The following is a 23177-nucleotide window of genomic DNA, read 5'->3' on the forward strand; positions in this document are numbered from 1 at the left end:
AATAAAAGCAGGGAGTTAGTGATGACTGCTCAGGCTTCATCCCCGCGGACTGTGTCCATGGATGCCACGCAAAACGAAGTGCTGGCCGAGGTTCGCAACCACATCGGTCACCTCACCCTCAACCGCCCCGCCGGCCTCAACGCCATTACCCTCGACATGGTGCGCCTGCTGCAACAGCAGCTCGACGCCTGGGCGAGCGATGCCAATGTTCACGCAGTCGTGCTGCGCGGTGCCGGTGAAAAAGCCTTCTGCGCCGGTGGCGATATTCGTTCCCTGTACGACAGTTTCAAAAGCGGCGACACGCTGCACGAAGATTTCTTCGTCGAGGAATACGCCCTCGACCTGACGATTCATCATTACCGCAAACCGGTGCTGGCGTTGATGGACGGTTTTGTCCTCGGCGGTGGTATGGGCCTGGTGCAAGGCGCGGATCTGCGCGTGGTCACCGAGAAGAGCCGACTGGCGATGCCGGAAGTGGCCATCGGTTATTTCCCGGATGTCGGCGGCAGTTACTTCCTGCCGCGTATTCCCGGTGAGCTGGGCATTTATCTGGGGGTCAGCGGCGTGCAGATCCGTGCTGCCGACGCGCTGTATTGCGGCCTCGCCGACTGGTATCTGGACAGCAGCCAACTGGCGCTGCTTGACGAAAAACTTGATGAGATGGAGTGGCAGGACACGCCGCTCAAGGCCCTGCAAAACCTGCTGGCCAAACACGCCGTGCAAACCCTGCCCGACGCGCCACTGGAAGCCTTGCGCCCGGCCATCGACCATTTCTTTGCTCTGCCCGATGTACCGAGCATGGTCGAGCAACTGCGCGCAGTGACCGTGGCCGACAGCCATGAATGGGCGACTACCACCGCCAACCTGCTGGAAACCCGTTCACCGCTGGCCATGGCCTCGACTTTGGAAATGCTCCGTCGCGGCCGTCATCTGAGCCTGGAACGTTGCTTCGCCCTGGAACTGCATCTGGATCGCCAGTGGTTCGAACGCGGCGACCTGATCGAAGGCGTGCGCGCCCTGCTGATCGACAAAGACAAGACACCTCGCTGGAACCCGCCGACCCTCGCCGCGCTGGACGCGGCGCATGTTGCGAGTTTCTTCCACGGTTTTGATGAGAGCGGGAACTGAGCCATGCACGATCTCGAACTGACAGAAGAACAAGTGATGATCCGCGACATGGCCCGGGACTTTGCCCGTGGCGAAATCGCACCCCATGCACAAGCCTGGGAAAAGGCTGGCTGGATCGACGACGCGCTGGTGGCGAAGATGGGCGAGCTGGGCCTGCTCGGCATGGTCGTACCGGAAGAATGGGGCGGCACTTACGTCGACTACGTGGCGTACGCACTGGCGGTCGAAGAGATTTCTGCCGGCGACGGCGCGACTGGCGCATTCATGAGCATCCACAACTCGGTCGGTTGCGGCCCGGTGCTCAACTACGGCAGCGAAGCTCAGAAACAGACCTGGCTGGCGGATCTCGCCAGTGGGCAAACCATCGGTTGCTTCTGCCTGACCGAACCGCAGGCCGGTTCCGAAGCGCACAACCTGCGCACCCGTGCCGAATTGCGTGACGGTCAATGGGTGATCAACGGCGCCAAGCAATTCGTCAGCAACGGCAAACGGGCGAAACTGGCGATTGTGTTTGCAGTGACCGATCCGGAGCTGGGCAAGAAAGGTATTTCGGCGTTTCTGGTCCCGACCGACACGGCGGGTTTCATCGTCGACCGTACCGAACACAAAATGGGCATCCGCGCCTCCGACACCTGTGCGGTAACGCTGAACAACTGCAGCATTCCCGAGGCCAATCTGCTCGGCGAACGTGGCAAAGGTCTGGCGATTGCCCTGTCCAACCTTGAAGGCGGCCGCATCGGCATCGCCGCGCAAGCGCTGGGCATCGCCCGTGCGGCGTTTGAAGCGGCGCTGGTTTATTCGCGTGATCGTATCCAGTTCGGCAAGCCGATCAATGAGCACCAAAGCATCGCCAATCTGCTGGCCGACATGCACATGCAACTGAACGCGGCGCGCTTGATGATTCTGCACGCGGCGCGGCTGCGCACAGCGGGCAAACCGTGTCTGTCAGAGGCTTCGCAGGCCAAACTGTTTGCGTCGGAAATGGCCGAGAAGGTCTGCTCGTCGGCGATTCAGATTCATGGCGGGTATGGGTATCTGGAAGATTATCCGGTCGAGAAGTACTACCGCGATGCGCGGATTACCCAGATCTATGAAGGGTCGAGCGAGATTCAGCGGATGGTAATTGCTCGGGAGCTGAAGAACTACCAGATCTAAAAGCAAAAGCATCGCTGGCAAGCCAGCTCCCACAGGGTTCTCGGTCGATCACAAATGTTGTGTACACCGAAGATTGTGTGGGAGCTGGCTTGCCAGCGATGACGTCAGTAAGACTGCAGTATTATTTGCCCTGAAAATCCGGCGTCCGCTTGGCCACAAACGCCGCCATTCCTTCCTTTTGATCCTGCGTGGCAAACGCTGCATGGAACACCCGGCGCTCGAAACGCACGCCTTCAGTCAGATTGACCTCGAAAGCACGGTTGACGCTTTCCTTGACCATCATCGCAATCGGCAGCGACTTGCTGGCGATCACCGCGGCAACCTTCAGCGCTTCTTCCAGCAACTCATCGCTCGGCACGATCCGCGCAACGATGCCGCAACGCTCGGCTTCCACCGCATCGATCATGCGCCCGCTCAGGCACATTTCCATGGCCTTGGCCTTGCCCACGGCGCGGGTCAGACGCTGGGTGCCGCCCATGCCCGGCAGCACGCCGAGGTTGATTTCCGGCTGACCGAATTTGGCGTTGTCGCCGGCCAGAATGAAGTCGCACATCAACGCCAGCTCACAGCCGCCACCGAGGGCAAAGCCGTTGACTGCGGCAATGATCGGCTTGCGCCGGTTGGCGACGCGGTCGCTGTCACTGAACAGATCGTCCATGTAGATCTGTGGGTAGGTCAGCTCGGCCATTTCCTTGATGTCGGCACCGGCGGCGAAGGCTTTTTTCGATCCGGTGAGGACGATGCAACCGATGTTCGCATCGGCTTCCAGGCCATCGAGGGCATGGTTCACTTCGCTGACCAGTTGCGCGTTCAGGGCATTCAGCGCCTGCGGCCGGTTCAAGGTGATCAGGCCAACGCGGCCGTGGGTTTCCAGCAGAATGGTTTCGTAAGTCATGAATGCAGATTCCTTCTCAAAGATTGCGCGAAATGACCATGCGCTGAATGTCACTGGTGCCTTCGTAGATCTGGCAGACGCGCACGTCGCGGTAGATACGCTCCAGCGGGAAGTCGTTGAGGTAACCGTAACCGCCGAGGGTTTGCAACGCCATCGAGCAGACCCTCTCGGCCATTTCCGAAGCGAACAACTTGGCCATGGAGGCTTCGACCAGCGCCGGTTGGCCACTGTCGCGCAGGGCGGCGGCGTAATGCACCATTTGCCGAGCGACGGCGATTTGCGTGGCCATGTCGGCGAGGCGGAACGCCACGGCTTGATGCTCGATGATCGGCTTGCCGAAGGTGTCGCGCTCTCGGGCGTAATCACGCGCCGCTTCAAACGCGGCACGGGCCATGCCCACCGATTGCGAGGCGATGCCGACGCGGCCGCCTTCAAGGTTGGCCAAGGCGATTTTGTAGCCCTCGCCCTCCTCACCCAGTCGGTTGGCGACCGGGACTTTGAGGTCTTCAAAGAGGATCTGGCAGGTGTCCGAGGCGTGCTGGCCGAGCTTGTCTTCGACGCGGGCGACTTTGTAGCCCGGCGAATCGGTCGGCACGATAAACGCAGTGATGCCGCGCTTGCCGGCACTCGGATCGGTCACCGCAAACACGATGACGATCCCGGCGTTCTGCCCGGAAGTGATGAACTGTTTGCAGCCGTTGAGCACGTAGTGATCGCCTTCAAGACGCGCACGGGTTTTCAGGCTGCTGGCGTCGGAACCGGCCTGCGGTTCGGTCAGGGCGAACGCGCCGAGCATCGCGCCACTGGCCAATGGCTTGAGGAAGCGTTCGCGCTGGTCGTCGTTGCCGAACTTGAGAATCGGCACGCAACCCACCGAGTTGTGCACGCTCATGATGGTCGAGCAGGCGCCATCACCGGCAGCGATTTCTTCCAGGGCCATGGCGTAGGCCAGATAACCGGTGTCACATCCGCCCCACAGCTCCGGCACGAGCATGCCGAAGAAGCCCAGTTCGGCCATCTCGCCGATGGCCTCCTTGGGGAAACGGTGCTCGCGATCCCACTCGGCAGCGAACGGCTTGAGCCGTTCCTCGGCAAATTGCCGGGCCATGTCGCGGATCTGGGTTTGGTCTTCGTTGGGAATCATGGTGAATCCTTAAATCCGGGTGACAACACAAAACCCTGTGGGAGCGGGCTTGCCCGCGATGGGGTCGTGTCAGCAAACATATCTGCTACATGACCCACCGCTATCGCGGGCAAGCCCGCTCCCACAAGGTCAGCGATCAACTTCAGTAAACGCATTCCACGGCCATCGCCGTCGCTTCACCGCCGCCGATGCAGATGGCCGCGATCCCGCGCTTGAGGTTTCGCTGGCGCAGCGCCGAGAGCAAGGTCACCAGAATGCGCGCGCCGGACGCACCGATCGGATGGCCCAAGGCACAAGCGCCGCCATGCACGTTGAGCTTGTCATGGGGAATTTCCAGGTGAGTCATCGCCGCCATCCCCACCACCGCAAACGCTTCGTTGACCTCGAACAGATCAACGTCGCCCAGCGACCAACCGGTTTTCTTGATCAGTTTCTTGATCGCGCCGATCGGCGCCACCGGGAACAGCCCCGGAGTATCGGCAAACGCGGCATGGCCATGGATGACGGCCAGCGGTTTCAGACCGAGTTTCTGCGCCTGGGATTGACGCATCAACACCAACGCCGCTGCGCCATCGGAAATTGAGCTGGAATTGGCCGCTGTTACCGTGCCGCCTTCGCGGAACGCCGGTTTCAGCGAAGCGATCTTGTCCAGTTTGGCTTTCGGTGGCTGCTCATCGTTGCTGATCAGCACCTGTTCTTTGCCGACGGTCACGGTCAGCGGAACGATTTCGTCCTTGAAGCTGCCGTCTTTGATAGCCTGCTGCGCACGGGTGGTCGAGGCGATGGCAAAAGCGTCCTGCGCTTCGCGGCTGAAGTCATTGGTTTCGGCGCAGTCCTCGGCAAAAGTGCCCATCAGACGGCCCTTGTCGTAGGCGTCTTCGAGGCCGTCGAGGAACATCGAGTCGAGCACGCGGCCATGGCCCATGCGATAACCGGCGCGGGCACGATCCAGCAGATACGGCGAGTTGGACATGCTTTCCATGCCACCGGCAATCACCACGTCGGCACTGCCTGCAACCAGCATGTCGTGGGCCAGAATGGTGGTTTCCATCCCCGAGCCGCACATCTTGTTGACGGTGGTGCAGCGGGTCGATTTATCCAGCCCGGCGCCCAATGCCGCTTGCCGCGCAGGTGCCTGGCCGAGGCCGGCGGGCAGTACGCAACCGAACAACACTTCGTCGACCGCATCGCTGGCGACTCCGGCACGTTCAACCGCAGCCTTGATCGCAGCGGCGCCGAGTTGTGGCGCGGTGAGGCTTTTCAGTTCGCCTTGAAAACCGCCCATCGGGGTGCGGACGGCGCTGACGATGACAATCGGATCGTTGGAAAGGGTCATGACAAATCCTCCTTACTTGGCGGCCATGCGCAAGGCACCGTCGAGACGGATCACCTCGCCGTTGAGCATGCTGTTTTCGATGATATGCCGAACCAGTGCGGCGTACTCGGCAGGCTTGCCCAGACGCGGCGGGAACGGCACGCCGGCGGCCAGCGAGTCGCGTACTTCCGGGGTCATGCCGGCCATCATCGGTGTTTCGAAAATGCCCGGGGCGATGGTCATCACGCGGATGCCGAAACGCGCCAGCTCACGGGCGGCCGGCAGGGTCAGACTGGCGATGGCGCCTTTGGATGCCGAGTACGCCGCCTGGCCGATCTGGCCGTCGAACGCCGCTACCGAGGCGGTGTTGATGATTACACCGCGTTCGCCGTCGGCATTGGCCTCGCTTTCGGCGATGGCGGCAGCGGCCAGACGCAGCATATTGAAGCTGCCGATCAGATTGACGTTGATCACTTGCGCAAAACTGCTCAGCGCATGCGGGCCGTTCTTGCCGAGGATTTTCTCGCCACGCACGATGCCGGCGCAGTTGACCAGGCCATTGAGGCTGCCAAAGGCGCTGACGGTCGCCTGCACCGCGGCTTCGGCCGCGGCTTCGTTACTGATGTCGGCAACCACGCTTTGCGCGCCCAGACGCTGGGCCTGAGCCGCCACGGCTTCGGCATTCATGTCCACCAGCATCACTTTGGCGCCGGCACTGACCAGCAATTCAGCGGTGGCGGCACCGAGGCCGGATGCGCCGCCGGTGACGATAAAAACCTTGTTCTCGATCTGCATGACTGTACTTCCTGATTCAAGCTGAAACGTTCTTCGCCGCGGCCTCTTGAGCCTTGGCGATTTCCTGGTTGCGCAAGATAAAGCGCTGCAATTTGCCACTCGGGGTCTTGGGCAATTCGCTGACAAATTCGATTTCACGCGGGTAAGAATGCGCGGCCAGACGCTTGCGCACGTGTTGGCGCAATTCCTCGGCCAACTCCGGCGCCGCACGGTATTGCGCGCTGAGCACGACAAAGGCTTTGACCAGCTCGGTGCGCTCCGGATCGGGTTTGCCGACCACGGCCGCTTCGACCACCGCCGGGTGTTCGATCAGCGCGCTCTCGACGTCGAACGGGCCGACGCGGTAGCCGGAGGTGGTGATCACGTCATCGCTGCGGCCGACGAAGCTGATGCTGCCGTCCGGGTTCCACTCCACAGTGTCACCGCTCAGGTAGTAATCACCGACGAAGGCCTTGGTCGGTGCGCCCTGGTAGCCGCCGAACCAGCACATCGGCGACTGCGGACGGTCGATGGCGAGAATGCCGGGCTGGCCGACGCCCAATTCGTTGTACTGATCGTCGAGTACCACGATGCGATGCCCCGGCGAGGCGAAACCGGCGGCGCCGACATGCACCGGATGGTCGAGGCCGTGGTGGTTGCACAGGACCATGCCCAGTTCGGTCTGGCCGTAATGGTCGTGAATGACCACGCCAAGGTTGTCGGCGAACCAGCGGATCACTTCCGGGTTCAGCGGCTCGCCGGCGCTGCTGACAATGCGCAGCTTGCCCTTGATCGACTTGGCGAACTCGTCGCCGCCGGCAATCAGCAGGCGATAGGCCGTCGGCGAACCGGTGAGGTTGGTGATGCCGTACTTGTTGATCACCCGGCAGGTGCTTTCGAGGGTGAACGGACCATCGTAAAAGGTAATCGGATGGCCCATCGACAACGGCCCGGTCACGCCGAAATAAATGCCGTAGGCCCAGCCCGGATCGGCGACGTTCCAGAACGCATCTTCCGGCCGCAGATCAACCGCGTCGCGGGTGTAGCTCTGGAACGCGACGATGGCTTTGAGCGGGACGGAAAGCGCCTTCGACGGGCCGGTGGTGCCCGAGGTGAACATCAGCAGGAACGGGTCTTCGCCCGTGAGCATCAGCGGTTCGCAGACATTGGAATGGTTGGGCAGCTCGGCCCAGAAACTGAAATCGCCACGGACAATGCCCTGGCCCTTGGCGCCGCCGACGGTGACCAGGGTCGGGCAGTCGGCAACTTCCGAGAGTTTCGGCCGGTTGACCGCATCGGTCACCACCACTTTGGCGCCGGAACTGTTGAGGCGATGTTCAAGGGCTTTGGGGCCGAACGCGGTGAACAGCGGTTGATACACCGCGCCAATGCGCCAGGTGGCGAACACGGTGATCAGCAATTCGATATTGCGCGGCAGCAGGCCGGCGACCTTGTCACCCTTCTGCACGCCTTGGGCGAGGAGGAAATTGGCAAAACGCGCGGCTTTGTCCTGCAAATCGCTGAAGGTGTACGTCGCACTGGCGCCGTCGCGGCCTTCCCAGAACAGCGCGATACGCCCCGGCAAGGCATGGCGGTCGCAGCATTCGACGCAGGCGTTGAGCGCCTCAAGCGAACCGCTGAGTGCGGCATCCACGGTGTGCTGATAGTTGAACTGTGCGGTGGCAGACAAGTAATCGCGCATTGCCAGAATCCCTCTGTGTTTTTATTAGGTTGGGGAACCGTAAACAACAGAGGGATAGTCGCGCTGCGGCGGACTTGGGGCAATGGTCAAAGCCATCAAAGTGGCTGACTGGTTTGGCCAGGGTTCAGGTTATGTAGCGCCTGTCAGGCCGCCATCGCTGGCAAGCCAGCTCCCACAGGATTTGCGCTGACCCTGTGGGAGCTGGCTTGCCAGCGAAGGCGCCGGGCCAGGCGACGAATGATCTGGATCAGACTGCTTCGTTGAGGATCAATGTGCGGTAATGCCCCGGGTTCGACCCCGACCATTTGCGAAACGCCTTGTAGAACGAACTGGCATCGGCAAACCCCAGCCGCGCCGCAATCTCGACAAAACTGATCGAAGGCTCCGCCAGCCAGACAATCGCCAACTCCTTGCGCACGCTGTCCTTGAGTCCTTGATACGTCTGCCCTTCCTCCGCCAGACGTCGGCGCAACGTCGAAGCGGACATGCACAGTTGCTGGGCCAGGGTTTCGGTTTCCGGCCACCGCTCGGCGGGCAACTGGCGCAAGTCATGTTTGATCCGGCTGGCGAGACTTTCCGGGTCGCGGTACTTCACCAGAATGTTGGCCGGGGCGTGGGCCAGAAAGCGCTTGAGCTCTTCGGCGCTGCGCTTGATCGGCAGATCGAGACAATCAGCGGAGAAAATCATCCGCGTACGCGGGCGATCAAAGCGCAGGTTTTCCGAGAACATCACCCGATAGTCATCGGTGAAGTCCGGCGCCGGGCAACGCAGCTCGATGGCGAGAATCGGAATCCGCCGCCCCGCCAGCCAGCAGGCCACGCCGTGGACAATCATCCAGTAGGTGAAATAGGTGAAAGCGCGACGTGGCTGCGGATCGTCTTCAAGCAGGACGATTTCCGCCAGGCTCTGCTGATGCACCAGTTGTGCGGGCATTTTTTCCAGCATCAGCGAGAGGAACGTCAGCCCCGTGTTCAGGCCGTCGGCCAGCGTCGATTGCGCCATCGCACTGCGGCAGAGGAACGCCAGACTCCCCGATTTGAGCCGGCGCGGGTCCATGCCGAAGAACTCGTCATCGCCACGCCGGGCCAGCAAACGCCAGAGTCTGGCGTACTGCGAGGCCGGCACCCGGCCATCCTCACGTTGCAACAGCGCCGGATCGATGCCGACCTTGTTCAAGGCTTCTTCCGTGGCCACGCCCGGGGCACAACTTTGCAGCAGCGCTTCACGCACCAGTTGCACGGCGATGGTGTCTTTTTCCGACATGGAACTCGGTGATTCCTGTTGTTTTTGAGTGGCAGGCATCTTACCGCAGGACACGAATTCAACACGAACCCCTGTAGGAGTGAGCCTGCTCGCGATGGCGATGGGGCAGAAAAATATGCGCTGACTGACACGACGCCATCGCGAGCAGGCTCACGCCTACAGGGATCTATGTGAGGCAAAAATTGAGGTTGTTCAGCTTGCGTTCAGGTTTATGTCAATGATTGTCATGTGAGAATGAGTGTCATTATGTTACAACTTGTAACCTCTTCGAATGACTTATAGGATGCCGAATGCTCGTCCCCTTTCTGATCATGCTGCGCGAAGGCATTGAAGCCGCGCTGATCGTTGGCATCATCGCCAGCTACCTGCAACAGACCGGCCGTGGCCAATGGATGCCCGCCGTGTGGATCGGCGTGTTTCTCGCCGCTGCGCTGGCCCTGCTGGTCGGTGGTGGCCTGGAACTGGTCAGCGCCGAATTCCCGCAAAAGCAGCAGGAGCTGTTCGAAGGCGTGGTCGGGCTGGTGGCCGTGGGCATTCTCAGCTCGATGGTGTTCTGGATGCGCAAGGTGGCGCGCTCGATCAAGCATTCGCTGCAAGCCTCGCTGGATCAGGCGCTGACCTCTTCGAAACACCAAGTGATTGCCTTGATCGCCATGGTCTTCTTCGCCGTCGCTCGCGAAGGACTGGAAACGGTGTTCTTCCTGCTCGCGGTGTTCCAGCAAAGCGAAGGCCCGGGGGCGCCGATCGGTGCCCTGCTCGGCCTGATTCTGGCGATCATCGTGGGTTTCCTGATCTACACCGGCAGCATGCGCCTCAATCTTTCGGCGTTCTTCAAGTGGACCGGGCTGTTTATTCTGGTGGTGGCCGCCGGGATTCTCGCCAACTCGGTGCAGGCCCTGCATGAAGCCGGCCTGTGGAATCACCTGCAAACCGTGCTGTTCGACTTCAGTGCGACGCTGCCGATGGATGGCCCGCTCGGCTCGGTGCTGGCCGGCATGTTCGGTTATCAGGACGCGCCGACCGTCAGCACCCTCGGGGCGTATCTGATTTATCTGCTGGTGGCGCTGGGGATGTTTTTCTACCCGGCGCCCAAACCAGCCGCGCAATCGTCTTCCGTTTCCAGCCAATAAGGGCTCCCATGTCAAAGCCTAATACCCCTCAGGCCTCCCCTCCCCGCGCCTTGCGCTGGGCGGTGGCCGGTTCGGTGGTCGTGATGATCGCCGCCGGTGGCCTGTTCTACTACGCCTCGAAAATGGCCGCGGCCAAGCGTCAGCTCAACCATGACGAAGTGGTGGTCAACATTCATCCGGGCAGTTGCGAGCCAAACGCGCTGACGGTGCCGGCCGGCCGCGCCAGTTTCCGCATCGTCAACCGCTCCGACCGCGCCGTGGAATGGGAAATCCTCGACGGCGTGCTGGTGGTCGAAGAGCGCGAAAACATTGCGCCGGGCCTGAGCCAGGTGATCAACGCCAACCTGCAACCCGGCGACTACGCGATCACCTGCGGCCTGCTGAGCAACCCGCGTGGCACCTTGCACGTGACGCCGACGGCCGCTTCCGATGCGGCCGCCAAGGCCAAGCCGTCGATGGTCGCCTTCGTTGGGCCGTTGTCGGAATTCCGCGTGTATCTGGCCAGCCAAGGCAGCGCGCTGATCAAAGCCGTGACCGCACTGGATCAGGCAATTGCCAGCGGCGACCTCAGTCAGGCGCAGGCGTTGTACCTGCCTGCGCGTGCTGCCTATCAACGTCTGGCCCCGGCCGCGCAACGTCTGGCGGAACTGGACAACAGCATCAACGCCCGTGCCGATTACTTCGAGAAGCGCGAGCAGGATCCAGCCTTTGTCGGCTTCCACCGCCTCGAGTACGCGCTGTTCCAGCAACGCAAACTCGACGAACTCGCCCCCGTTTCCCAGCGCTTGCTGAGCGACGTCACCACGCTCAAACAGCAACTGCTCGCGCAGACGCTGCCACCGGAGCAACTGGTCAACATTATCGTGCGCAACCTCAACACCCTGGCCGACGTCCGTGCCGCCAGCGGTGAAGAAGAACGCTACAGCCACAGCGATCTCAACGGTTTTGCCGCGAATGCCGAAACCGCACACAAAGTTGTCGAGTTGCTGCGGCCAATGCTGAGCAAATCCGCCGCCGATCTGTTGCCGAAAATCGATCAGGCATTGGCCGACTTCGACACCCAACTGAACAGCTTCAAGGTCAAGGACGGCTACGCCACTTACGACACTGTGAGCGGCGAACAACGCAAGCAGATCGCCGACAAGGCTCAGGCCCTCGCCGACGCACTTGATGGCATCGACCCAGCCCTCGGCCTCTCCGGCCTGTAAGCAGAAGACGAGTACCGATGAAAGATTCCGAACAACTCAACCTGCAACGTCGCCGCGTCCTGCTGGGCATGGGCGCTGCCGGTGTCGCCCTCGCCGGTTCCGCCCTGAGCTGCCCGGCCATGGCGGCTGCACCTGCGCAAGTCACTGAAGCGCCGAGCAGTGACAAGACCGAAGACCGCCACGATTACCACGGTTTGCATCAAACCGGCATCGTCACCCCGCGCCCGGCCTCCGGGATGTTGGTGTCGTTCGACGTGCTGGCCAGTGATCGCGAAGACCTTGAGCGGCTGTTCCGCACGCTGAACGAACGCATCGCCTTCCTGATGAAGGGCGGCCCGGTGGCGCAGATCGATCCGAAACTGCCACCGCCGGATTCCGGCATCCTCGGCCCGGTGGTCACCCCGGACAACCTGACGATCACCGTGTCGGTGGGCGAATCGCTGTTCGACGAGCGCTTCGGTCTGGCCGACGCGAAACCGAAACGCCTGCAACGCATGGTCGGTTTTCCCAACGATGCGCTGGAAGCCGATTGCTGCCATGGCGACCTGAGTTTGCAGTTCTGCTCCAACACCGCCGACACCAACATTCACGCCCTGCGCGACATCGTCAAGAACCTGCCGGACCTGCTGCTGGTGCGCTGGAAACAGGAAGGCAGCGTGCCGCCGCAAGCCCCGGCCAAACCCGGCGTGCCGGCGCAGTCTGCGCGCAATTTTCTCGGTTTCCGTGATGGCTCGGCCAACCCCGACTCCAACGACGCCAAAGCCATGGATCGCCTCGTCTGGGTACAACCCGGTAGCGACGAACCAGCCTGGGCGGCGCATGGCAGTTATCAAGCGGTGCGGATCATCCGTAACTTCGTCGAGCGCTGGGACCGCACGCCGTTGCAGGAACAGGAAAGCATCCTCGGCCGGGTCAAGACCACTGGCGCGCCAATCGGCGGAAGCCATGAAAGTGAAGTCCCGGACTACAGCAAGGACCCGGCCGGCAAGCTGACCAAGCTCGACGCGCACATCCGCTTGGCCAACCCGCGCACCGCCGCGACTCAGGCCAATCTGATCCTGCGTCGGCCATTCAACTACTCCAACGGCGTCAACAAGAACGGCCAGCTCGACATGGGGCTGCTGTTCATCTGCTACCAGGCTGACCTGGAAAAAGGCTTCATCACCGTGCAGACCCGCCTCAACGGCGAGCCGCTTGAGGAGTACCTCAAACCGGTTGGCGGTGGTTACTTCTTCACCCTTCCGGGTGTCACGGGCGACAAGGACTTCATCGGTCGCTCGCTGCTCAATGCCACACAACCGAAAACAGCTGCATAAAACAATCCCGACACTGGAGCCGCCCCCATGAAAAAAACGCCACTCGCGTTATTGCTGACCTTTGGTTTGCTCAACACCCCGCTGTCAGCGTTCGCCGCGACAGCACCGCTGGATCTGGTCGGGCCGGTTTCGGACTACAAGATTTACGTCACCGAACAGCTCGATGAACTGGCCAGCCACACCCAGCAATTCACCGACGCGGTGAAGAAAGGTGATCTGGCCACCGCACAAAAACTCTACGCACCGACCCGCGTGTATTACGAGTCGATCGAGCCGATTGCCGAACTGTTCAGTGACCTCGATGCGTCCATCGACTCCCGTGTCGACGACCACGAGAAAGGCGTGAAAGCAGACGACTTCACTGGCTTCCACCGCATCGAATATTCGCTGTTCTCGGAGAAAAGCACCCAGGGTCTGGACGCACTGGCGGACGGTTTGAACAAAGACGTCAAGAACCTGCAAACCCGCGTGGCCGGCCTGACCTTCCCGCCCGAGAAAGTCGTCGGCGGTGCGGCTGCGCTGCTGGAAGAAGTCGCCGCGACCAAGATTTCCGGTGAAGAAGACCGTTACAGCCACACCGACCTGTATGACTTCCAGGGCAACATCGACGGCGCGAAGAAAATCGTCGACCTGTTCCGTCCGCAGATCGAGAAGCAGGACAAGGCTTTCGTAGCGAAAGTGGACAAGAACTTTGCCACCGTCGACAAGATTCTGGCCAAGTACAAGACCAAGGACGGGGGTTTCGAGACGTATGACAAGGTCAAGGATAACGACCGCAAGGCGCTGGTTGGCCCGGTCAATACACTGGCGGAAGACTTGTCCACATTGCGTGGCAAGTTGGGTCTGAATTAAGGTTTTTTAGCGTCTGTTAAGGCCCCATCGCTGGCAAGCCAGCTCCCACGGTTTTTTGGTGTACACAACATATGTGAACGACCGAAAACCCTGTGGGAGCTGGCTTGCCAGCGATGGCATTTTCAGCCTTCTTACAAAATTCGGTAGAGCAACCGCTCGATCCGCACCCGACTCACGCGCTTGAGAAACTTGGCCACGCCCGCCGGATATTCAGGCAACGTCTCCAGAGTATTAAAACTCTCGATCCGCGTGGTATGGCGGAAAATCTCCTCCAGCTCCTTCGCCCGCAGTTCCAGCCATTCCCCTTTCGGGTCATCAATCAGCAGCGCGTTTTCCAGATCCAGACGGAATGCCCGTGGATTGAGGTTGTTGCCGGTCAGCAGCGTATAACGCTGATCGATCCACATGCCCTTGAGGTGATAGGTGTTGTCGCCATCACGCCACAGGTGCAGATTCAATTGGCCGCTGTCGATGTTGCGCTGATGCCGTTTGGCGAAGCGGCGCAGGCTGATCTCGTACAGGTACGGCAACGCCGCGATCACCTTGAACGGCTCGCTCGGCGGAATGTAGAAATCGTTGGCGGTCTTGTCGCCGACCACGATGTCGATCTTCACGCCACGGGCCAGGGCGCGGTTGACCTCGCGGATCACACCCAGCGGCAGGTTGAAGTACGGCGTGCAAATGGTCAGTTGTTTTTGCGCGCTGGCGATCAGTTCAAGAATCGCCCGGTTCAACGGGTTGTTCTTGCCCACGCCGAGCAATGGGCTGACCGACAGGCCGTCTCTGGCCGTGCTGCCGTTGGCGGTGTCGTAAGTCGCGTATTTGAGGCGGCTGCGCAGATCGCCGATGTCGTTACGCAAGCTGCGCGTGGTCGGCAGATTGGGCAGGTCGAGGCGATGCACGGCTTTCGATTCGATCAGACCGTGCTTGACCAGGTGATGCATCGAATCCGCCAGTTCGCGGCTTTGCAGGACGTGATAGCGGTCGAAACGGTACTTGTCGAACTTGTGCAGGTAGACGTTGTTCAGGCTCGCGCCGCTGTACACCACGCAATCGTCGATCACGAAGCCCTTCAAATGCAGCACGCCGAACAGTTCGCGGGTCTGCACCGGCACGCCGTAGACCGGCACCTCACTCTGGTGAGTGCGGGTCATTTCCTGATACCACGCCGAATTGCCCGGCTGCTTGCCGGCACCGATCAGCCCGCGCTGTGCGCGCAACCAATCGACCACCACAGCGATTTCCAGTTCGGGACGCTTGAGTTTGGCGGCGTGCAAGGCATCGAGGATTTCCTGACCGGCTTCGTCTTGCTGCAGATACAGCGCGACGATGTAGATGCGCTGGGTCGCCGTGGCGATTTTCTCCAGCAGGCAACGACGGAACTCGGCGGCGCCGGACAGAATGGTCACGGCCTCGGCGGTCAGCGGAAAGCTGCGCAGTTTAGGCAGCAGAGAACGTTTGAAAAGCAACGGCATAGGGCTCGCAATGGGTCGAATCCGGAGAACCCGAGAGCTTACACCATCGCTTCCTTCGGGTCTTGTTAGTGTCTGTAATGAGCTATTCGCGGGCAGGCTCGTTCGCACATTTGAAATGCGTTCCCCTGTGGGAGCGAGCCTGCTCGCGAAAGCCATTGCAAAATCAACGCTTGACCAAGGAGAACGATCGTTCTACTGTTCGCCACATGAACGAAATCACTGACACCTCGACCCGCGACATCATTCTGGATGTCACCGAAAAGTTGATCTACAAAAGTGGCATCGCGGCCACCGGCATGGATCTTCTGGTGAAAACCGCCGGCGTCTCCAGAAAAAGCATCTACCGCTACTTCGCCAACAAGGAGGAGCTGACCGTCGCCGCCCTGCAACGCCGCGACGTACGCTGGATGCACTGGTACCGAAGCGCGGTCGATCAGGCCGAAACCCCTGCCGATCGCCTGCTCAACCTGTTCACTGTACTCAAGGGCTGGTTTGCCTCGGAAGGTTTCCGTGGCTGTGCCTTCATCAACACCAGCGGCGAAACCGGTGATCCCCAGGACCCGGTGCGCCAGGTCGCCAAAGACCATAAACAGAAGCTGCTCGACTACGTGTGCGAGCTGTGTACCGAACATGGTGCAGAGGATCCGCAATTGCTGGCCAGACAATTGCTGATCCTGATTGACGGTGCCATTACCGTAGCGCTTGTGATGGGTGATCACAGTGCCGCCGATAATGCGCAATGCATGGCGCGAAAGTTATTGGACCTGTAACGCCTAAGTAAGCCTGACCCGTTGTTTAAACGTTAAATCTTTCGGGAGACTGAATATGTCTACTGCAGCCCAAGTACGTCCGCCATTACCCCCCTTCAACCGTGAATCGGCCATCGAGAAAGTTCGGCTGGCCGAGGACGGCTGGAACTCCCGCGATCCGGAAAGGGTATCGCTGGCCTACACCCTCGACACCAAATGGCGCAACCGCGCCGAGTTCGCCAACAACCGAGAAGAAGCCAAAGCCTTCCTGACCCGCAAGTGGGCCAAGGAGCTGGATTACCGCTTGATCAAGGAACTCTGGGCTTACTCCGATACCCGTATCGCCGTGCGTTATGCGTATGAATGGCACGACGATTCGGGTAACTGGTTTCGCTCTTATGGCAACGAAAACTGGGAGTTCGACGACAACGGTCTGATGTTCCAGCGCTACGCCTGCATCAACGACATGCCGATCAAGGAAAGCGAACGCAAGTTCCACTGGCCGCTGGGCCGACGCCCGGATGATCACCCGGGGCTGTCCGACTTGGGTCTGTAATCTCTTACAGATGCAAAAGGCGGGAGCGGGCTTGTTCGCGAAAGTGCTGTGTCAGCGCAGTAGATAGCAACTGACGTGGCGCCTTCGCGGGCAAGCCCGCTCCCACAGTGTTCGGGGTGTTCAGCCCACTGTGGCATTGCGCTTTAGCCTCCCGTTCGCGCACCCATCGATTTTTCTACTCCTGTTGGCCATCGCAAATCCGATCGAACTCACGGCAAACGACCCGGGTCAACCGCCCATTCCTGCCATGAGCTCCCGGAGACCGACGATGACCGATTATCCAAAACCACCCTTCCCCGCCCAGGCGCAATCCGTTCCCGGCTCGCAACGCAAAATGGAGCCATACCCCGATTGCGGCGAGCAAAGTTACGTGGGCTCCGGCCGACTCGCCGGCAAGATTGCCCTGATCACCGGCGCAGACAGCGGCATCGGCCGCGCGGTCGCCATCGCGTTCGCCCGCGAAGGCGCGGATGTTGCCGTGGCCTACCTCAACGAACACGAAGACGCCGAGGAAACCGCACGCTGGGTCGAACAGGCCGGACGCCAGTGCCTGTTGCTGCCGGGTGATATCGCGCAAAAAGCGCAGTGCCAGGCCTTGGTCGACAAGACCGTCGAACGCTTCGGGCGCATCGACGTGCTGGTCAACAATGCCGCGTTTCAGATGACCCACGAAAACTTCGAAGAGATCCCCGATGACGAATGGGTGATGACCTTCGACGTCAACATCACCGCGATCTTTCGCTTGTGCCAGGCAGCGCTCAAACATATGCGCCCGGGGTCTTCGATCATCAACACCAGTTCGATCAACTCGGACATGCCCAAACCCACCCTGCTCGCCTACGCCACCACCAAAGGCGCGATCGCCAACTTCACCGGCGGTTTGGCGCAAATGCTCGGGCCCAAGGAGATTCGCGTGAACTGCGTGGCGCCGGGACCGATCTGGACGCCGCTGATCGTTTCGACCATGCCCGATGAAGAGGTGCAGAACTTCGGTGCGCAAACCCCGCTCGGCCGTCCCGGCCAACCGGTGGAAGTGGCGCCGATCTATGTGCTGCTGGCGTCGGACGAGGCCAGTTACATCACGGGTCAGCGTTATGGCGTGACCGGTGGCAAACCGATGCTCTAACCCTCGGTTCTGCTGATCGCCCGATCACTGCCGCAGCGTCAGCCAGGCAATTCGATCAACCTGTGGGAGCGGGCTTGCTCGCGAAAGCGCTGGGTCATTCAACATCATGGGTGCCTGATACAACGCTTTCGTGAGCAAGCCCATTCCCACAGTCATTTGTGGTCATTCTGCAAGGACTGCGGCGATTGACGGGTCAGCCGTCCTTACATGGTTTACCGGGGTCCGTTAAATAAAATGAACCCGGCTATCCGACGACTCTCCATACCTTTAAGAGCCCCAACCGGTCCACAGGATCAAGAGGTCGTCATGTCCGCGCCTATCATCAAGCTCTTCACCCAACCCAACTTCGCGTGGACCGATATCCGCCGCGAAGAAGAGGCCCATCCTCGGCATTACCTTGCGCATTTGCTGTTGTTGGCGCTGATTCCTCCCGTTTGCCTGTTCATCGGCACCACTTATGTCGGCTGGAGTCTGGCGGCCGGTGAAACGGTACGACTGAGCAGTTCCAGCGCCTTGCAGTTGAGCATTCTGTTGTATGTGGCCATCGTGGCCGGCGTTGCGGTGATTGGCGGGTTTATCCGTTGGATGTCGCGCTCCTTCGAAACGCGGCCGACGCTTAACCAGTGCATCGGTTTTGCGGCTTACACCGTGACACCGTTCTTCGTCGCCGGGATCGCCGGGCTGTATCCGAGTCGCTGGCTGGCAATTCTGGTGCTCGGTGCGGCCTCGGTGTACTCGACCTTTCTGCTCTTCGTCGGCCTGCCGACCTTCATGCACGAGCGCAAGGAACAGGGTTTGTTGAACTCGGCCTGTGTCTGGGGCGTGGGTCTGCTGGTCATGGTGACGATACTGGTGTCGATGATTCTGCTGTGGTTCAACGTGCTCACCCCTGAGTACCTGCGCGCGACCGTGGGCTGACGGGGTGCCTGTGCCGTCAGTAAAAACCTGCGGGGGCGGCGCGTCATGAGCTTTGTCGTGTGGGTCGCGGTGCTCGGCGCGGTGTTGCTGACCCTGGCGCTGACCTCTTCGTATCTGCGCTGGATGCCCGTGACCACCTCCGCTGTGTGCTTGCTGCTTGGGATCGGCATCGGCCCCAGTGGTCTCGACCTGTTGAAACTGTCGCTGGAAAACGCCTCTCTGTGGATGGAGCACCTGACGGAAGTCGCGGTGCTCTTTTCGCTGTTTGTCTGCGGGCTAAAGTTGCGTCTTCCACTGCGCGACAAGCGTTGGCGGATCGCATTTGGCCTGGCGGGCCCGGTGATGGTGTTGACCATCGCTGGCGTCTGCCTGCTGCTGCACTGGGGATTGCAACTGCCGTGGGGGCCGTCGCTGCTGATCGGCGCGATTCTGGCCCCTACCGATCCGGTGCTGGCAGCGCTGGTGCAGGTCAACGATGCGCGGGACGTCGACAGCGTGCGCTTTGGCCTGTCTGGCGAGGCCGGACTCAACGATGGTGTCGCTTTCCCCTTTGTCCTGCTTGGCCTTTTTGTTGTTGGATGGCTCCGGGCAATCCAGTGCATGGCCGGATTGGGTCTTGCGCAGCCTGCTGTGGGCCGTGCCCGCCGGGCTGTTGACCGGCTATTGGATGGGCCGGGGCATCGGACGCTTGACCTTGTCCATGCGTATTCACAACGACGACAGCACGCTGAGCCCCAACGATTACCTGGCGCTGGCACTGATCGCCCTGGCCTACGTGGTGGCCGAAGCCATCGGTGGCTACGGGTTTCTCTCGGTGTTTGCCGCTGGCCTCGGTCTGCGTCAGGAAGAAGTGAAATCCACCGGCGCCGGTCAACCGCCCGCTGAACATCTGGTGCAACCCGTGGTGGGTCACCAGAACGTCGAGCCCCAGCACGCGGTGCACGGCGATACTGAAAAACTGGAAGACAGCCAGGTCGCCGCCGGGATCATGATGGGCGACATGTTGTCCTTCGGCGGCCTCGTTGAACGGGCCATGGAAGTGTTTTTGGTGACGCTGCTGGGCGTGGTGCTGGTGACGCATTGGGACTGGCGGGCGCTGCTGGTCGGCGCGGTGTTGTTCGGCGTGATTCGCCCGCTGTGCGTGGCGTTGATGCCCTGGGGCTCGCTGCTCGAAGGACGGCAACGGCTGTTGATCGGCTGGTTTGGCATTCGCGGCATCGGCAGTCTTTTCTATCTGTTTTATGCCTTGAACCACGGTCTGAGCGATTCAGTGGCGGCGCTGTGTACCGACCTGACCCTGTCGGTCGTGGCCTTGAGCATCTTGCTGCACGGCATCAGCACCCAGCCGATCCTGGCGCGCTACGAACAACGCAAGAACAAATCACCCAAACGTGTTTCCGGGGAATGAAAATCTTCAGCAAAAAAATGGATCTCTCAGCGATAGCCGGCGGTCACAAGCATAACCCTCGCCAGATACAACCGGCGGGGCCCGGCAGGTTCGGTTCCCCTGCGGCGTTTCGCCCATGAAAAGGAATCCTTGAACAGTAAGGTCACGGTCATGAAAGAATGCTCGACTCCTGCGCAAATCAAGGCTTGCAGGGCTTTGGCCCTGGAACGCAATCGTCAATTGTTCGAAGAAGCGCAGGCGCTGAATCGAGCGGCTCATGAGCTGCTCGAATCCGGGCAACTGGATCACGAACAGTTTGAGCACTACCGCGCATTACGTAGTAAGGCCGATGTGAAATTTGCCGATGCGATCGAGCATTTGTGTGTGCTGAACGAGGATTTTCCGCCGATCCCGATGTCGGTGCAGAACTCGCAGGGCTTGCGGCGGCAGCTTGAGACTGCCGATTAAGTGCAGAGGAACAGAAGAGCGCCTCCTAGCCCTCTCCCTGGGAGAGGGCTGGGGTGAGGGGCTTTTGATCTTGAGCGTTCATCCGCCCGGATTGGTCACCTGAATAAACACCGCATAACTCCCCAGCAACACCCAGAACGTCGCAAAGATCCAAGGCGTGCGCACCGAAAACAGCAGCGACTTGCGATAGCCCTTGTGGCTCGATTCCATCTCGCTGAACAGCGGCGACTCGTCATAGGCCAGGCCCATCAACGGCTCGCTGAGGAGCAAATGACTCTGCTTGAAGTGCCAGTGGTCAATGATGTCATACGCGGCACGAATGCCCGGCCAGGCATTGAGCGAGCTGAGCAGCCCGAGCAGCGCCAGAAACGGTGGCACCACCAGCGTAAACAGCTTGCCCCATTCGGGGTTGAGGTTGGACATGCAGGACGCGAAGGCAATCACCAGAAACGACTGCGCCGCCAGATAGGCGTCGGTGCGATTGGCGAGGATGCTGGTTTCGTACTGGATCTCCCGGCGATAGAAATCCAGTCGTTCCTTGGGCGAACCGAACATCTTCGCGTCATGTTCGGTCTGTATTTCTTCAGCGGTTGGCTGGGTCAATATGCGAGGCACGAGACGCACGCTCCGGGGCAGGAAAAACGTTTAGAAGCCCCCTGCTGCGCACTAGTTCAGCCGGATGTGCCCACCGTCATTTCATCGCGTGGGCAATGATCTCCACCAGGTTCAACTGCGTGAACGGTTTGGGCAGTCGCGGCAGTTGCGCGCCAAAGCCTTCCAGACGTTCGGCGTAACCGGTGGCGAGGATGATCGGCAGGTCCGGTTTAAGCAGGCGCACCGCGTGGGCCAGTTGCGCGCCGCTCATGTGCGGCATGGCCATGTCGGTAATCATCAGGTCGATGACCTCGCCCTGATCGAACAATGCCAGCGCCTGGGTGCCCGACGTCGCACCGATTACACGATGGCCGAGGTCTTCGAGCAGCAGACTGGTGCTGGTCATCACCAGCGAGTCGTCGTCCACCACCAGTACGCTGAGGCGTGGCACCGCAATCGGTGCGGCAGGTGGGTAGAAAGGTTTGACGGCGGCGCCGTCGACAGCCACCGGTATCCACAGCTCTGCCATGGTGCCGTGACCTTTTTCGCTTTTGAGGATGAAACGACCACCCAGTTGTTCGATGAAACCATGGACCATCGACAACCCTAGCCCGGTGCCTTTGCCCACACCTTTGGTGGTAAAAAACGGATCCCGGGCCGAGGCCAGTGTTTGCGCGTCCATGCCCTCCCCGCTGTCAGTCAGGCTCAGGCAGACGTAACGCCCCGCCGCCAGTTCCGAATGACCCAGCTCAAGCACGACCTCCGGCTGAGCGGTGATCGTCACCGTGCCACCCTCGGGCATCGCATCGCGGGCATTGGTGGCGAGGTTGAGTAAGGCCAGTTCCAGTTGGTTGGTATCTGCCAGTACCGGTTCAAGGTCGGCAGGAAAGTGCGTGTCGATGCGAATCCCCGGACCCATTGAACTGCGCAACAGCCCGGTGATGCCTTGCACCAGTTGCGGGATATCGACCGATTCGGTCTTGAGCTCCTGGCGGCGGGCGAACGCCAGCATACGCTGGGTCAGCGAAACGCCGCGCATTGCGCCTTGGGTGGCGTTTTCCAGCAGACGGGTGATTTTCGGGTCGTCACCAACGCGCTTCTGCACAATCTCCAAGTTGCCGAGAATCACCGTCAGTAGATTGTTGAAGTCATGGGCGATCCCGCCGCTGAGCTGACCGATGGCCTGCATCTTCTGCGCCTGGGCCAATGCCTCGCGGGTCTTTTCCAGGGCCAGTTGGGCTTGATGGGCTTCGGTCACGTCGCGGGTGATCTTGGCAAAACCGAGCAAGGTGCCGGTCTCTCCGCGAATCGCATCAACCACCACGTGCGCGAGAAACCGTGTGCCGTCCTTGCGTACACGCCAGCTCCTGTTCTCGAAACGGCCCTCTTTGGTGGCGATCGCCAAGGCCCGTTGCGGCTCGCCGAGTTCACGGTCCTCGGGGGTGTAGAACACCGAAAAATGCTGGCCGATGATCTCTTCCGGCAGATAGCCCTTGATCCGTTGCGCGCCCTGATTCCAGTTACTGACGCGGCCTTCGGGGCTGAGCATGTAGATTGCGTAGTCGGTAACGCCCTGCACCAGCAGGCGGAACTGCTGCTCGCTTTGCTTGAGGGTTTCTTCGGCCATCTTGCGATCGGTGAGGTCGCGGGTGATCTTGGCGAAACCCAGGAGATTGCCGTCGGGGTCGATGATCGGATCGATCACCACATGCGACCAGAAATTGGTGCCGTCCTTGCGCACCCGCCAGCCCTCGCCTTCGAATCGACCCTCGCGGATCGCCGTGTCGAGCGCCCGTTGCGGCAGCCCCGCCGCACGATCGTCAGCGGTATAAAAGCGCGAAAAATGCTCGCCGAGAATTTCCGCCTCTTCATACCCCTTGAATCGCTTGGCGCCGGAGTTCCAACTGGTGATGATGCCGTCGGGGTCGATCATGTAGATCGCATAGTCGACAACCGCATCGATCAACAGCCTGAAACGCATGTTCTCGATCGCTGCGGTCTTGTTGTTTTCGCTCATCACT

General features: G+C 60.6%; 20 protein-coding genes and 1 pseudogene. 12 read left to right on the top strand and 9 right to left on the bottom strand.

What is annotated here, in order from left to right; translation table 11 throughout:
* The first annotated feature begins 21 nt into the window (after window positions 1–21).
* Window positions 22–1128, top strand: coding sequence for an enoyl-CoA hydratase/isomerase family protein (locus ACVVH8_RS15040; RefSeq protein ID WP_475224502.1), 1107 nt, complete (start codon window positions 22–24; stop codon window positions 1126–1128).
* Between the two features lie 3 nt (window positions 1129–1131).
* Complete coding sequence (locus tag ACVVH8_RS15045) at window positions 1132–2283, top strand: acyl-CoA dehydrogenase family protein (RefSeq protein ID WP_212808877.1); 1152 nt, start codon at window positions 1132–1134, stop codon at window positions 2281–2283.
* A 121-nt stretch (window positions 2284–2404) separates the two neighbouring features.
* Here ACVVH8_RS15045 and ACVVH8_RS15050 read toward each other — a convergent pair whose 3' ends face one another.
* The 6 genes from ACVVH8_RS15050 to ACVVH8_RS15075 form a co-directional block, all read right to left on the bottom strand.
* Window positions 2405–3178, bottom strand: a complete 774-nt coding sequence (locus ACVVH8_RS15050; RefSeq protein ID WP_212808878.1) for an enoyl-CoA hydratase — start codon at window positions 3176–3178, stop codon at window positions 2405–2407.
* 16 nt (window positions 3179–3194) lie between these two features.
* The gene (locus ACVVH8_RS15055) at window positions 3195–4322 is read right to left on the bottom strand and encodes an acyl-CoA dehydrogenase (protein ID WP_475224504.1); all 1128 of its coding nucleotides are present in this window, start codon (window positions 4320–4322) and stop codon (window positions 3195–3197) included.
* 142 nt (window positions 4323–4464) lie between these two features.
* Complete coding sequence (locus ACVVH8_RS15060; protein WP_103302036.1) at window positions 4465–5658, bottom strand: acetyl-CoA C-acyltransferase; 1194 nt, start codon at window positions 5656–5658, stop codon at window positions 4465–4467.
* A gap of 12 nt (window positions 5659–5670) precedes the next feature.
* Complete coding sequence (locus ACVVH8_RS15065; protein ID WP_475224507.1) at window positions 5671–6432, bottom strand: SDR family NAD(P)-dependent oxidoreductase; 762 nt, start codon at window positions 6430–6432, stop codon at window positions 5671–5673.
* A 16-nt stretch (window positions 6433–6448) separates the two neighbouring features.
* On the bottom strand, window positions 6449–8113 hold the full coding sequence (locus ACVVH8_RS15070) for an AMP-binding protein (RefSeq protein WP_475224510.1): 1665 nt from the start codon (window positions 8111–8113) through the stop codon (window positions 6449–6451).
* 247 nt (window positions 8114–8360) lie between these two features.
* Complete coding sequence (locus tag ACVVH8_RS15075) at window positions 8361–9377, bottom strand: AraC family transcriptional regulator (RefSeq protein ID WP_475224513.1); 1017 nt, start codon at window positions 9375–9377, stop codon at window positions 8361–8363.
* Window positions 9378–9667: 290 nt separating this feature from the next.
* Between ACVVH8_RS15075 and efeU the strand changes: the two genes are divergently transcribed.
* The 4 genes from efeU to efeO (ACVVH8_RS15095) are packed head-to-tail and all read left to right on the top strand — an operon-like array spanning window position 9668 to window position 13883.
* A complete protein-coding gene (efeU, locus tag ACVVH8_RS15080) occupies window positions 9668–10507 on the top strand; it encodes an iron uptake transporter permease EfeU (RefSeq protein WP_212808882.1) in 840 nt (279 codons plus the stop codon).
* An 8-nt stretch (window positions 10508–10515) separates the two neighbouring features.
* On the top strand, window positions 10516–11715 hold the full coding sequence (gene efeO / locus ACVVH8_RS15085; protein WP_475224516.1) for an iron uptake system protein EfeO: 1200 nt from the start codon (window positions 10516–10518) through the stop codon (window positions 11713–11715).
* Between the two features lie 17 nt (window positions 11716–11732).
* Complete coding sequence (efeB, locus tag ACVVH8_RS15090) at window positions 11733–13031, top strand: iron uptake transporter deferrochelatase/peroxidase subunit (RefSeq protein WP_475224518.1); 1299 nt, start codon at window positions 11733–11735, stop codon at window positions 13029–13031.
* A gap of 27 nt (window positions 13032–13058) precedes the next feature.
* Complete coding sequence (gene efeO, locus ACVVH8_RS15095; RefSeq protein ID WP_475224521.1) at window positions 13059–13883, top strand: iron uptake system protein EfeO; 825 nt, start codon at window positions 13059–13061, stop codon at window positions 13881–13883.
* A 131-nt stretch (window positions 13884–14014) separates the two neighbouring features.
* Here the strand turns inward: efeO (ACVVH8_RS15095) and pssA are convergent, their stop codons facing one another.
* Window positions 14015–15358: a CDP-diacylglycerol--serine O-phosphatidyltransferase gene (gene pssA, locus ACVVH8_RS15100; protein ID WP_475224524.1), complete on the bottom strand. Its 1344-nt coding sequence runs from the start codon at window positions 15356–15358 to the stop codon at window positions 14015–14017.
* Between the two features lie 206 nt (window positions 15359–15564).
* Between pssA and ACVVH8_RS15105 the strand changes: the two genes are divergently transcribed.
* The 6 genes and pseudogenes from ACVVH8_RS15105 to ACVVH8_RS15130 all read left to right on the top strand — a co-directional run bounded on the left by ACVVH8_RS15105 (window position 15565) and on the right by ACVVH8_RS15130 (window position 20562).
* Window positions 15565–16128: a TetR/AcrR family transcriptional regulator gene (locus tag ACVVH8_RS15105; RefSeq protein WP_475224527.1), complete on the top strand. Its 564-nt coding sequence runs from the start codon at window positions 15565–15567 to the stop codon at window positions 16126–16128.
* Window positions 16129–16183: 55 nt separating this feature from the next.
* Window positions 16184–16663, top strand: coding sequence for a nuclear transport factor 2 family protein (locus ACVVH8_RS15110; protein WP_103302046.1), 480 nt, complete (start codon window positions 16184–16186; stop codon window positions 16661–16663).
* A gap of 268 nt (window positions 16664–16931) precedes the next feature.
* Window positions 16932–17789, top strand: coding sequence for a glucose 1-dehydrogenase (locus ACVVH8_RS15115; protein WP_103302047.1), 858 nt, complete (start codon window positions 16932–16934; stop codon window positions 17787–17789).
* A gap of 306 nt (window positions 17790–18095) precedes the next feature.
* Window positions 18096–18707 (top strand): Yip1 family protein, encoded by a 612-nt coding sequence (locus tag ACVVH8_RS15120; protein WP_475224530.1) that lies wholly within the window; start codon window positions 18096–18098, stop codon window positions 18705–18707.
* 45 nt (window positions 18708–18752) lie between these two features.
* Window positions 18753–20115, top strand: a pseudogene (locus tag ACVVH8_RS15125) (cation:proton antiporter).
* Window positions 20116–20265: 150 nt separating this feature from the next.
* The gene (locus ACVVH8_RS15130; RefSeq protein ID WP_475224532.1) at window positions 20266–20562 is read left to right on the top strand and encodes a hypothetical protein; all 297 of its coding nucleotides are present in this window, start codon (window positions 20266–20268) and stop codon (window positions 20560–20562) included.
* Window positions 20563–20640: 78 nt separating this feature from the next.
* Here the strand turns inward: ACVVH8_RS15130 and ACVVH8_RS15135 are convergent, their stop codons facing one another.
* Window positions 20641–21177 carry a hypothetical protein gene (locus ACVVH8_RS15135; protein ID WP_212808889.1) on the bottom strand — a complete coding sequence of 179 codons (537 nt, stop codon included), beginning with the start codon at window positions 21175–21177 and terminating at the stop codon, window positions 20641–20643.
* Between the two features lie 76 nt (window positions 21178–21253).
* Window positions 21254–23173 (bottom strand): hybrid sensor histidine kinase/response regulator, encoded by a 1920-nt coding sequence (locus ACVVH8_RS15140; RefSeq protein ID WP_401296335.1) that lies wholly within the window; start codon window positions 23171–23173, stop codon window positions 21254–21256.
* Window positions 23174–23177: the final 4 nt, after the last annotated feature.

The sequence above is a fragment of the Pseudomonas trutticola BRTCR10 genome (genome assembly GCF_056155105.1).